Raw genomic sequence first — 10991 nt, 5'->3', positions numbered from 1 at the left:
CCGTTCATCAAGGCGAAGCGGGTGGCGTTCCAGATCTTGTTGCAGAAGTTGCGGGATCCGGCCGCCCAATCCTCGCTGATCGCCACGTCGGAGCCGGGGTTGGCACCGCGCAGGAGCGTGAAGCGCGTGGCGTCCGCGCCGTATCGCTCGATCCAGTCGAGCGGGTCGACGACGTTGCCGAACGACTTCGACATCTTCTTGCCGAACTGGTCGCGCACCATTCCGTGCAGCGCCACCGTGCGGAACGGCGGCTGGCCGTCCATCGCGTACAACCCGAACATCATCATCCGGGCGACCCAGAAGAACAGGATGTCGTAGCCGGTGACGAGCACGGTCGTCGGATAGAAGCGGGCCAGATCGGGCGTGGCGTCGGGCCAGCCCAGCGTGGAGAACGGCCACAGGCCGGAGGAGAACCAGGTGTCGAGGACGTCCTGGTCCTGCTCGTAACCGACCGGCGGCTCCTCGTCGGGCCCCACGCAGACCATGTCGCCGTCCGGGCCGTACCAGACGGGGATCCGGTGTCCCCACCACAGCTGTCGGGAGATGCACCAGTCGTGCATGTCGTCGACCCAGTCGAAGTAGCGCTTGGCCAGCTCCGGCGGGTGGATGCGGGTGCGGCCGTCGCGCACCGCGTCGCCCGCGGCCTTGGCCAGCGGCGTGACGTTGACGAACCACTGCAGCGACAGCCGCGGCTCGACCACGGTCTTGCAGCGGGAGCAGTGCCCGACGGAGTGCACGTAGGGCCGCTTCTCGGCGACGATGCGGCCCTGTTCGCGCAGCGCGGCGACCACGGCGGGCCGCGCCTCGAACCGGTCGAGACCCAGGAAGGGACCGTGGGCGGTGATGACGCCGCGCTCGTCCATGATGACGAGCGACTCCAGCGAGTGGCGGCGCCCGATCTCGAAGTCGTTCGGGTCGTGCGCGGGGGTGACCTTGACCGCGCCAGTGCCGAAGGAGGGGTCCACGTGCTCGTCCGCGACGATCGGGATGCGCCGCCCGGTGAGCGGGACCTCGACGTACTTGCCGATCAGGTGCGCGTAGCGCTCGTCGGCGGGGTGGACGGCGACCGCGGTGTCGCCCAGCATGGTCTCGGCGCGGGTGGTGGCGACGACGATCTCCGCGTCGCCGGAGCCGTACCGGATCGACACGAGTTCGCCGTCGTCATCGCTGTGCTCGACCTCGATGTCGGACAGGGCGGTCAGGCAGCGGGGGCACCAGTTGATGATCCGCTCGGCACGGTAGATGAGCCCGTCGTCGAACAGCTTCTTGAAGATCGTCTGGACGGCCCGGGAGAGCCCCTCGTCCATCGTGAAGCGCTCGCGGGACCAGTCCACGCCGTCGCCGAGCTTCGTCATCTGGCCGAGGATCCGGCCGCCGGACTCCTCCTTCCACTGCCAGACGCGCTCGACGAACGCCTCACGGCCGAAGTCGTGGCGGGACAGGCCCTCCTTGGCGATCTCGCGCTCCACGACGTTCTGCGTGGCGATGCCGGCGTGGTCCATGCCGGGGAGCCACAGCGTCTCCATGCCCCGCATCCGGGCCCGCCGGGTGAGCGCGTCCTGGATCGAGTGGTCGAGGGCGTGGCCCACATGGAGCGACCCGGTCACGTTGGGCGGGGGAAGCACGATGCTGTACGGCTCGCGCCCGCTGCCCGGGTCCGCGGTGAAGTAGCCCGCCGATACCCAGCGCTCGTAGCTCCGGGTCTCGACATCGACGGGGGCGTACTGGGTGGGCAGCTCAGACGTAGTCACGCTGCCCAATTCTAGGGACGTCCGGACGCCGCCCGAGCCGTCGCCGCACGCCCTGTGGACAACGTGGCGGCGAAGACCCGCGTCAGGCCGACTTCTCCCTCGGGGTCCGCTGCTGCTTGGCCTGCAGCTGGTCGCGCGGCACCAGGGTCGGATTCACGTGCTCCAGCACGGCCTCGCGGGTGATGACGACGCGGGCCACGTCCTGGCGGGACGGCACCTCGTACATCACGGACTGGAGGACCTCCTCCATGATGGCGCGCAGCCCGCGGGCGCCGGTGCCGCGCAGGATGGCCTGGTCGGCGATGGCCTCCAGCGCGTCGTCGGAGAACTCCAGCTCGACGTTGTCCAGCTCAAGCAGGCGCCGGTACTGCTTGACGAGCGCGTTGCGCGGCTCGGTGAGGATCTGGATCAGCGCGTCCCTGTCGAGGTTGTGCACCGACGTGATCACCGGGAGCCGGCCGACGAACTCGGGGATCATGCCGAACTTCAGGAGGTCTTCCGGCATGACGTCCGAGAAGATGTCGGAGGAGTCCATCTCCTCCTTCGAGTGGATGATGGCGTTGAAGCCGATGCCCTTCCTGCCGACCCTCGACTCGATGATCTTCTCGAGGCCGGCGAAGGCGCCGCCGCAGATGAACAGCACGTTCGTCGTGTCGATCTGGATGAACTCCTGGTGGGGGTGCTTGCGCCCGCCCTGCGGGGGCACGCTCGCCGTGGTCCCCTCCAGGATCTTCAGCAGCGCCTGCTGCACGCCCTCGCCCGACACGTCCCGCGTGATCGACGGGTTCTCGCTCTTACGGGCGATCTTGTCGACCTCGTCGATGTAGATGATGCCGGTCTCGGCCTTCTTGACGTCGTAGTCGGCGGCCTGGATCAGCTTGAGGAGGATGTTCTCCACGTCCTCGCCGACGTAGCCGGCCTCGGTCAGCGCGGTCGCGTCCGCGATGGCGAACGGCACGTTGAGCATCTTGGCGAGGGTCTGCGCGAGCAGGGTCTTGCCCGACCCGGTGGGGCCGAGCAACAGGATGTTGGACTTGGCCAGCTCCAGGCCGTCGTCACGGCCCCGCTCCCCGGACTGGACGCGCTTGTAGTGGTTGTAGACCGCCACCGACAGCGCCTTCTTCGCCTTGTCCTGCCCGATGACGTACGCGTCGAGGAACTCGTAGATCTCGCGCGGCTTGGGGAGGTTGTCCCACTTGAGCTCGGAGGACTCGGACAGCTCCTCCTCGATGATCTCGTTGCAGAGATCGATGCACTCATCGCAGATGTAGACGCCTGGTCCGGCGATGAGCTTCTTGACCTGCTTCTGGCTCTTGCCGCAGAACGAGCACTTCAGCAGATCTCCGCCGTCGCCGATGCGTGCCACCCCAGATACTCCTTTGCGTGGGACCGCCCCTGCCGCCGCGGTCGCTTCCGTCCGCACCTGTTCACGATCCGGGCTCATGATCCGGTGATCGCGATCCGGTGCGAAAACGTCATCCCGCTCAGGTTTCGACGTTACCGTCTCTCGGGCCCTCAGTGAGCCCCCTAGCGGTGAGTCGCACCGGAACGTGCCCAAATGGGCACCGTTCCGGTGCGGCAACTCCCTCAGGAAGCGGCGACCGCCGCCGCACGCTTCTTCCGCGACGGGATGATGTCGTCCACCAGCCCGTACGCCTTCGCCTCCTCGGCGCTGAGGATCTTGTCACGCTCGATGTCCTTGCGGACCTCGTCGGGTGCCTTGCCCGAGTGCTTCGCCACGATCTCCTCGAGCAGCGACCTCATCCGCAGGATCTCACGAGCCTGGATCTCGATGTCACTGCCCTGGCCGCCGCCCTCGGTGTAGGGCTGGTGGATCAGCACGCGGGCGTTCGGCAGAGCGAACCGCTTGCCCGGCGTGCCGCCGGCCAGCAGAACCGCGGCGGCCGAGGCCGCCTGCCCCAGGCAGACCGTCTGGATCTCGGGCCGGACGAACTGCATGGTGTCGTAGATCGCGGTCATCGCGGTGAACGAGCCGCCCGGCGAGTTGATGTACATGCTGATGTCGCGGTCCGGGTCCAGCGACTCCAGCGTCAGCAGCTGCGCCATCACGTCGTTCGCCGAAGCGTCGTCGATCTGGACGCCGAGGAAGATGATGCGGTCCTCGAACAGCTTGTTGTAAGGGTTCATCTCCTTGACGCCGTACGACGTGCGCTCGACGAAGGAGGGAAGGACGTAACGGCCGTTGATGTCACCCGGCCGGATCAGCTCACTCATCTGGGAAGCTCCAGTCACGAGACGGCGCCCTCGGAGGGCACCTGGCGGGCGCTGCGCACCACGTGGTCGATGAAGCCGTAGTCCTTGGCCTCCTCGGCCGTGAACCAGCGGTCCCGGTCGGAGTCACGCTCGATCTGGTCGAGCGGCTGGCCGGTGTGATGGGCGATCCGCTCGGCGAGCGTCTTCTTCACGTAGAGCATCTGCTCGGCCTGGATCGCGATGTCGGCCGCGGTGCCGCCGATGCCGCCCGACGGCTGGTGCATCATGATCCGGGCGTGCGGAAGCGCGTACCGCTTGCCGCGGGCGCCGGCGCAGAGCAGGAACTGCCCCATGGAGGCGGCCAAGCCCATGGCGACCGTGCAGACGTTGTTCGGCACGTACTCCATCATGTCGTAAATCGCCATGCCGGCGGTCACCGAGCCACCGGGGGAGTTGATGTACATCCAGATGTCGCGGTCGGGGTCATCGGCGGCGAGGAGCAGGAGCTCAGCGGCCAGCCGGTTGGCCACCTCGTCGTTGACCTGGGTGCCGAGCACCACGATCCGCTCGCGCAGCAGGCGCTGGTAGAGCTGGTCCTCGAGGCGGGAGGGGCCACCCTCCGAGCTCCGGGCCTCGAAGCCGGAACCACCAGTCGGGAAGAAGGTCGGCGGGCTGGTCACAGCGTCACCTTCCGATGCGTCGTAATCGATTGGCTTTGCTTGTGACCTTAACGCGCGACGCAGACAGGTCATGCCCGTGCGCCGTACTGTTCGCTGACGGCGCATGCCCGGCCCGCGAAGGGCCCCGCGCCGCATCGTCCGTGTTTCCCGTCCGTGGCGCACAGTCAGGGGCACACTGATCTCAGCCGTGCCATTGCTCCCCGACGCGCGGTAAGAAACAAATTTGCAGGGATTTGCCCGAATATAACCGGAAACCCCCGGCGCACCCGAGTGCGACGGGGGTTCCACTGTTACCGCCATGCCGACCGGCCTCCCGGCCGACCGCCGGCAGAGGTCAGGCGAGAGCCTCGGGAATCAGCTTTCCCCGGCCTCGTCGACGGGCTCCCCGGCGCCCGCCTCCTCCACGCCCACGGCCTCCTGCTCGGGGTTGAGCTCGGCGTAGATGGCCTTGATGTCCACATCGTTACCGGCGGTGTCGGTCACCTTCGCCGCGTCGCCGATGAGGGTCTTGGCCTTCTCCCGCACGATCTCCATCATCGCCAGCGGGAGCTGGTTGTTGTCGGCGAGGTGCTGGGCCAGCGTGTTCGGCGCGACGCCGAGCTGCATGGCGCGACGGACCACGAAGTCGGTCAGCTCCTGCTCGCTGACGCCGATCTCCTCAGCCTTGACGATCTTGTCGAGCACGAAGCCGGACTTCAGCGCCTTGGCCGCGTCCGCCTCGTAGTCGGCGAACAGCTCCTCCTCGGTGGTCTGCTGGAGGCGGAGGTACGCATCGCGGCTCAGGCCGCTCTCCGAGACCTGGTGCTCGAGGTTGTGCTTGCGCGCGTCGATCTCCGCCTGGAGCGCGCTCTCGGGCAGCGGGATGTCGATCCTCTCGAGCAGCGCGTCGAGCGCCTTCTCACGGCTCTGCACGACCTGGTCCACCAGCTTGTTGCGGCGAACCTGCTCGCGGATGCTGTCCTTGAGCTCGTCGAGCGTGTCGAACTCGCTGGCGAGCTGCGCGAACTCGTCGTCCAGCTCGGGCAGCACCTTCTCCTTCACCGACTTGACGTTGATGATCACGTCGGCCTCCTCGCCGGCGTTCTCACCGCCGACGAGCGTGGTGCGGAAGGTCTTCTCGTCGCCGGCGGCCATGCCCTGCAGGGCGTCGTCCAGGCCCTCCAGGACCGAGCCCGCGCCGACCTCGTACGACACGTCGGCGGCCTGCTGCTCGTCGAGGTTGCGGCCGTCGATCTCGGCGCGCAGGTCCATCACGACGTAGTCGCCGTTCTGGGCCGGGCGCTCCACACCGGTGAGCGTCGCGAAGCGCTGGCGCAGGCCCTCGAGCTGGGTGGTGATGTCCTCGTCGGCCACCTCGGCGGGGTCGACCACGACCTCGGCGCCCTGGTAGTCCGGGACGTCGAAGGCGGGGCGGATGTCCACCTCGGCGGTGAACTCGACCTGCTCGCCGTCCTCGATCTTGGTGACCTCGATCTCCGGCTGACTGACCGGGAAGACCTCGGTCTCGTCAACGGCCTGGCCGTACAGCTTGGGCAGCGCGTCGTTCAGGGTCTCCTCGAGAACCACCGCGCGGCCGAAGCGCTGCTCGATGATCCGGGCCGGCACCTTGCCAGGACGGAAGCCGGGGACACGCACCTGCTGCGCGACCTTCTTGTACGCGGCCTGCAGGCTCGGCTCGAGCTCCTTGAACGGCACCTCGACGGTGAGCTTGACCCGGGTAGGGCTGAGCTCCTCGACAGCGGTCTTCACGGGGTGGTCTCCTTGATCCAGCATCTGGTGATCGCGGGCACGTCATGCACGGCAACCGCGGCACAGTAACGCGCGCCGCGCCCACGTGAGAGGCGCAGGATCACCGTCTCGCCTGCACGCGACCTGTCCGGGCATGCTCGACTGTGGCGGGTGTCCAACGCCAAGGGCAGTCTAGAGCAGATGAGGCCCTGTAGCGACTGATCAGAGGTCGGCCACGATCTGCCGCAGCAGGTCCACCGTCTCCGCGGGAGTGGTGCTGACCGCGCAGAGGCGTTCCATGACCTCGCTGTAGCGGTCGACCTCTTCCCGTTTGTCCAGGTAAAGCGCGCTGGCGAGCTGCTCGACGTACACGATGTCGGGCAGGTCGGGATCGGCGAACCGCAGGATGCTGAAGGCGCCGCCCTCTGCGGCGTGTCCACCGTAGCTGAACGGGATGACCTGGATCGTCACGTTGGGCTGGTTCATCAGGTCGATGAGGTGCTGGATCTGCCCCCGCATGACCTCGACGCCGCCGATCGGGCGGCGCAGCGCGGCCTCGTCGATCACGGCCCAGAACTTGGGGCTGTTCTCGCCGTCGAGGATGCGCTGGCGTTCCAGCCGCAGGTCCACCCGCCTGGCGATCTCCTCCGGCGCCGCGCCGACCGCGCCGGCCATGATGACGGCCCGCGCGTACTCCTTTGTCTGCAGCAGGCCGGGGACGAACTGCACCTCGTAGGTGCGGATGCGCTCGGCGGCCTCCTCCAGGCCGACGTACGCCTGAAACCACGAGGGCAGCAGGTCGTTGAACCTGTGCCACCACCCGGGCTCGTTGGCCCGTTCGACCAGGCTCATCACGACATCGCGCGTCTCCTCGTCCTCCACCCCGTAGAGGGCGAGGAGGTCGGTGACGTCGCGTTCCTTGAATCCGACCCGGCCCAGCTCCATCCGGCTGATCTTCGACTCGGACGCCCGGATGCACTGGCCGGCCTGGTCACGGCTGATGCCCTTGCTCTCACGGAGCTTGCGGAGCTGAGAACCGAGAAGGATGCGCAGAGCCGTCGGACCCGATCCAGCCTGGATCTGTATCACGGCGCCTCCCTCTCACCTCGGCCCTGTGTGCCGCCAAGGGACGACCCGCACGACACCCCTAGCCCACACAGTGTCACCACTTCGGGCTCCGATGACAAGGTCTGATCTACGTGTCCCTGACGGTTAGCACTGCCGCCTTGTGCGTCTGCACATGACAATTGCACGTGCATTTGGGTCTTGCAGCGGCAGGAGGCGCTGTTCCATCATGTCTAGGTGCATATTGGGCCAAATGTGCACCAGTCCTCGATTCAGGCCAGCGGGAGGTACGGGCAACCATGTCGGACGAGCCCAAATCCGGCGGCCAGTTGACCCGCGACGTGGGATTCGGCTGGTTCCGGAGGACGGCAGGCGCGTCCGATACGACGATGTGCCCCCTGGCCCCGCAGGCCGACTCCGTCAAGACCGCTCGTGACGTCACCCGGACGACCCTGCATCGGTGGGGCCTGTCGGAACTGAGCGACGACGCGGCACTGGTCGTGAGCGAACTGGTGACGAACGCGGTCCGTTACGCTCTGTATCCGGCGAACCGCGCCGGCGACCGGCCGATAACGCTGACACTCCTGCGCATCGCCCCGCACGTACTGCTCGCCGTCTCGGATCCAAGCGACCAGGCGCCGTCGCCCGTGCAGCCCGACTTCGTCTCCGAGCACGGACGCGGCCTCTACATCGTCGAGACCTACAGTCAGGCGTGGGGCTGGGACGCGCTGGACGAGGGCGGCAAGGCCGTCTGGGCCCTCTTCCGCACCGGCGGCTGACCCTTTCTCAGCGGCCGCCCGTTCCCCGCCACCTCGCTCAGAACGGCTATAGGAAGAATCCGCGTAAACGGGTCTTGCGATACCCGGGTGCTCGCTGACATCACGAAGGCCAGGCTCCCTATGCGGGATGACCTGGCCTTTCGCAGTGAGAGCGGACGACGGGAATCGAACCCGCGTAGCCAGTTTGGAAGACTGGGGCTCTACCATTGAGCTACGTCCGCGCGCGCCCGGTGTCCATCTGGTCTAGACTTCATCCGGTCGTCAGGGCGTAAGCGTACCGGAGTCTCGGACCGCTCGCGTACCCGACGAGACGGGGCGTGGCGCAGCTTGGTAGCGCGCTTGCTTTGGGAGCAAGAAGTCGCAGGTTCAAATCCTGTCGCCCCGACCAGCGCTCCCGCACTACCGAGGCCGCTTCCGATCATCGGAAGCGGCCTCGTCTGTTCCCCGGGCGACCAGCTGAGTGACTACGGCTCAGCCGGCTCCCCTCCCGGGGTGTGCCGTCGCTGTGGTGGGGCTGGGCACGGGCATGTCCCTGCGCGTGACGTAGAACTCGATCGGCATGGTGCTCTTGAGGAGGGTCCCCGGAGCCGGAGCCTGGCCGACCACGATCCAATCCCTCGGGTCTTTCATCTCCTCGCCGGTCACAGTGTGAATCGCCGGGTCGAATCCGAGAGCGGTGACGACTCTTCTCGCGGTCTCCGCGTCCTGATACCAAAGCTGGGGCATCGTGAAAGTGTCGAGGGCAGATTCCGCCGGCCGTCCCGACGCGGTGGGCGCGGGGTACGGCGTGAGGGAACCACGGTCAGAGAGGATCAGCGCGAAGGTGGCGATGACAGCGGCGCCGAAGACGGCGACGACCGCAGTGATCAGAGATATCGCCAGAGAGCGACGCATGGGCGATGCGTATCATGATCTTGGCGAGTGTTCGAGCCGAATGGCCCGGATCACCACTGAACCTGCGAACGAGCCGCCCGCACACCGGTGTGACCGGCGTCCGATGCCCGGCGCGTTTCTATAACCTGTTCTCGCCGTACCCCGGAACCCTGAGGAGCACCATGGGCGACCTGGTCCTCGTCGACCGGCCCTCCGAGGCCGTCGCGGTCGTGACGCTGAACCGTCCGCGCAAGTACAACGCGATCTCCAAGGCGGTGCTCGAAGAGTTCCACGACACGCTCGAGCGGCTCGCGGAGGAGCCCGACCTGCGCGCGATGATCCTCACCGGGGCCGACCCCGCCTTCTGCGCCGGTCTGGACCTCGGCGAGCTGGAAGCGGGGGTGAAGATCGGCCATCCCGACTCCATCCTCCCGCTGCGGAACTTCCCGGTGCCCGTCATCGCGGCGGTCAACGGCGTGGCCGTGACCGGTGGCCTGGAGTTCGCGCTCGCCTGCGACTTCAGGATCGCGAGCGAACGGGCGCGGTTCGCCGACACCCACACCCGCGTCGGCATCGTGCCCTCCTGGGGCATGACGGCCCGGCTCAGCCAGGCCGTCGGGCAGGCCTGGGCCCGGCAGATGACGTTCACCGGCGATTTCGTCGACGCTCCGCTGGCGCTGCGCATCGGCCTGGTGAACGAGGTCGTCGCGCACGACCGGCTGCTGCCCCGGGCCGTGGAGCTCGCGCAGAGCATCGCGACGACGACGCCGGAGACACTGGGCAGGATCCGGGAGATCTACGACCTCCTGCGCGACGGCACCGGCGCCGACGGCCTCCGGGCCGAGCTGGAGACCGGCCGGGACGGGCTCACCATCGCCGGCCCCGAGGACTTCGCCGCCCGCAGGCGCGCCGTGTTCGACCGGGGCCGGAATCAGACCCGCTGAAAGTCACTCCTCCTCGACGTACGGATGGGTGAGGAACTCGATGGCGTGGCCGTCGGGGTCGTCCACGTACACCCCGCGGCCGTGGTGGCGGTGGTTGATCTGCTGCGGCTCCTGGTGGTGGGGGCCGCCCCAGTACGGCAGGCCTCGCTCGGCGATGCGGGCGCAGATGTCGTCGAACTCGCCCTCCGAGACGAGGAACGCCAGGTGCTGCATGACGATCCGGTCCCGGTCGACGATCGAGTCGGCGTAGTCGATCGTCACGCCGTTGGCGACCCTGACCGTGGCGAACGGCCCGAACGCGCCGGGCTCCGGCTCGCCGAGCAGCCCGGTCAGGAACCGGGCGGACTCGAAGCGGTCGCTGCTGTGCACGATCGTGTGGTCCAGTTGAGCGGTCACGGCGCCCTCCAGGTTTCCTACGGTCTTCATCGACCCAATACCGTGGACAGATGATCGACAAGCACATCTCCCGCGTGCTCGGGCTGCTCGGGCAGGACGACACGCTTCGCGTCCTCGCCGGGCTGGTCCTGCGTCCGGGTGAGCCGCTCGACAAGGTCACCGGGCTGGCGCCGGAGGCGGCGGCCAAGGCCCTGGACCGGCTGGAGCGGGGCGGCCTCGCCGTACGAGACGAGAACGGCTGGCGGGCACGGCCCGAGACCTTCCGCGACCTGCTGCGCACGATCCCCTCCACGCCGGCGGACCCGATGGACGCGTTCCTGGTCGACGGGCGGCTCGTCTCCATCCCGGTGAAGAGGACCAAACGGCTGATGGTGCTCGACTACATCGCGCAGGTGTTCGAGGTGGGCGTGCGCTACCAGGAGAAGGAGGTCGACGTGGCGCTGCGGGCGTTCCACGACGACTACGCCGCGCTGCGCCGTTACCTGGTGGACGAGGGGTTCCTCACCCGGGAGGCCAACGTCTACTGGCGCTCCGGAGGCACCGTCTGACCAGGTCCGGCCA

At 67.8% G+C, this 10991-nt stretch carries 11 protein-coding genes and 2 tRNA genes (1 of these 13 cut by a window edge); 4 read left to right on the top strand and 9 right to left on the bottom strand.

Features of this window, described 5'->3' with window-relative positions; genetic code table 11:
- The 6 genes from ACQEVJ_RS10000 to ACQEVJ_RS09975 form a co-directional block, all read right to left on the bottom strand.
- Positions 1–1760, bottom strand: partial view of a valine--tRNA ligase gene (locus tag ACQEVJ_RS10000; protein WP_433099454.1) — the 5' portion only. Its footprint begins 829 nt before the window's first position; only the first 1760 of its 2589 coding nucleotides appear in the window; its start codon is at positions 1758–1760; its stop codon lies beyond the left edge, outside the window.
- Positions 1761–1833: 73 nt separating this feature from the next.
- Complete coding sequence (gene clpX / locus ACQEVJ_RS09995) at positions 1834–3117, bottom strand: ATP-dependent Clp protease ATP-binding subunit ClpX (protein ID WP_079317756.1); 1284 nt, start codon at positions 3115–3117, stop codon at positions 1834–1836.
- Positions 3118–3338: 221 nt separating this feature from the next.
- Positions 3339–3986: an ATP-dependent Clp protease proteolytic subunit gene (locus tag ACQEVJ_RS09990; RefSeq protein ID WP_139576457.1), complete on the bottom strand. Its 648-nt coding sequence runs from the start codon at positions 3984–3986 to the stop codon at positions 3339–3341.
- A 14-nt stretch (positions 3987–4000) separates the two neighbouring features.
- Positions 4001–4645, bottom strand: coding sequence for a ClpP family protease (locus ACQEVJ_RS09985; protein WP_433099451.1), 645 nt, complete (start codon positions 4643–4645; stop codon positions 4001–4003).
- A gap of 354 nt (positions 4646–4999) precedes the next feature.
- Complete coding sequence (gene tig, locus ACQEVJ_RS09980; protein WP_433099449.1) at positions 5000–6394, bottom strand: trigger factor; 1395 nt, start codon at positions 6392–6394, stop codon at positions 5000–5002.
- Between the two features lie 201 nt (positions 6395–6595).
- Complete coding sequence (locus tag ACQEVJ_RS09975) at positions 6596–7462, bottom strand: helix-turn-helix domain-containing protein (RefSeq protein ID WP_433099447.1); 867 nt, start codon at positions 7460–7462, stop codon at positions 6596–6598.
- A gap of 275 nt (positions 7463–7737) precedes the next feature.
- Between ACQEVJ_RS09975 and ACQEVJ_RS09970 the strand changes: the two genes are divergently transcribed.
- The gene (locus ACQEVJ_RS09970; protein ID WP_433099445.1) at positions 7738–8217 is read left to right on the top strand and encodes an ATP-binding protein; all 480 of its coding nucleotides are present in this window, start codon (positions 7738–7740) and stop codon (positions 8215–8217) included.
- A gap of 150 nt (positions 8218–8367) precedes the next feature.
- Here the strand turns inward: ACQEVJ_RS09970 and ACQEVJ_RS09965 are convergent.
- Positions 8368–8438 (bottom strand) — tRNA-Gly (locus ACQEVJ_RS09965).
- 90 nt (positions 8439–8528) lie between these two features.
- Between ACQEVJ_RS09965 and ACQEVJ_RS09960 the strand changes: the two genes are divergently transcribed.
- A tRNA-Pro gene (locus tag ACQEVJ_RS09960) sits at positions 8529–8605 on the top strand.
- 83 nt (positions 8606–8688) lie between these two features.
- Here the strand turns inward: ACQEVJ_RS09960 and ACQEVJ_RS09955 are convergent.
- Positions 8689–8943 carry a PASTA domain-containing protein gene (locus tag ACQEVJ_RS09955; protein ID WP_433099443.1) on the bottom strand — a complete coding sequence of 85 codons (255 nt, stop codon included), beginning with the start codon at positions 8941–8943 and terminating at the stop codon, positions 8689–8691.
- Positions 8944–9272: 329 nt separating this feature from the next.
- On the opposite strand from ACQEVJ_RS09955, the gene ACQEVJ_RS09950 reads away from it, so the two are divergent.
- A complete protein-coding gene (locus ACQEVJ_RS09950) occupies positions 9273–10034 on the top strand; it encodes an enoyl-CoA hydratase (RefSeq protein ID WP_433099441.1) in 762 nt (253 codons plus the stop codon).
- Between the two features lie 3 nt (positions 10035–10037).
- On the opposite strand, the gene ACQEVJ_RS09945 is transcribed toward ACQEVJ_RS09950, so the two are convergent.
- Positions 10038–10430, bottom strand: coding sequence for a VOC family protein (locus ACQEVJ_RS09945; protein ID WP_433099439.1), 393 nt, complete (start codon positions 10428–10430; stop codon positions 10038–10040).
- A gap of 50 nt (positions 10431–10480) precedes the next feature.
- Here ACQEVJ_RS09945 and ACQEVJ_RS09940 point away from each other — a divergent pair, with 50 nt between their 5' ends.
- Complete coding sequence (locus tag ACQEVJ_RS09940) at positions 10481–10978, top strand: DUF2087 domain-containing protein (protein WP_433099437.1); 498 nt, start codon at positions 10481–10483, stop codon at positions 10976–10978.
- Positions 10979–10991 lie beyond the last annotated feature (13 nt).

The organism is Microbispora sp. CA-102843 (assembly GCF_050936215.1).
In the GTDB taxonomy this organism is placed as follows: Bacteria; Actinomycetota; Actinomycetes; order Streptosporangiales; family Streptosporangiaceae; genus Microbispora.
The sequence above is the reverse complement of the archived record's forward strand: the minus strand, read 5'-3'. Positions and strand labels throughout refer to the sequence as shown.

What these genes read in the sequence shown, in the direction of transcription:
- ACQEVJ_RS09990 (WP_139576457.1), bottom strand. Translation starts at nt 3,986, where the DNA reads ATGAGTGAGCTGATCCGGCCGGGTGACATCAACGGCCGTTACGTCCTT.
- ACQEVJ_RS09970 (WP_433099445.1), top strand. Translation starts at nt 7,738, where the DNA reads ATGTCGGACGAGCCCAAATCCGGCGGCCAGTTGACCCGCGACGTGGGA.
- ACQEVJ_RS09955 (WP_433099443.1), bottom strand. Translation starts at nt 8,943, where the DNA reads ATGCCCCAGCTTTGGTATCAGGACGCGGAGACCGCGAGAAGAGTCGTC.
- ACQEVJ_RS09950 (WP_433099441.1), top strand. Translation starts at nt 9,273, where the DNA reads ATGGGCGACCTGGTCCTCGTCGACCGGCCCTCCGAGGCCGTCGCGGTC.
- ACQEVJ_RS09940 (WP_433099437.1), top strand. Translation starts at nt 10,481, where the DNA reads ATGATCGACAAGCACATCTCCCGCGTGCTCGGGCTGCTCGGGCAGGAC.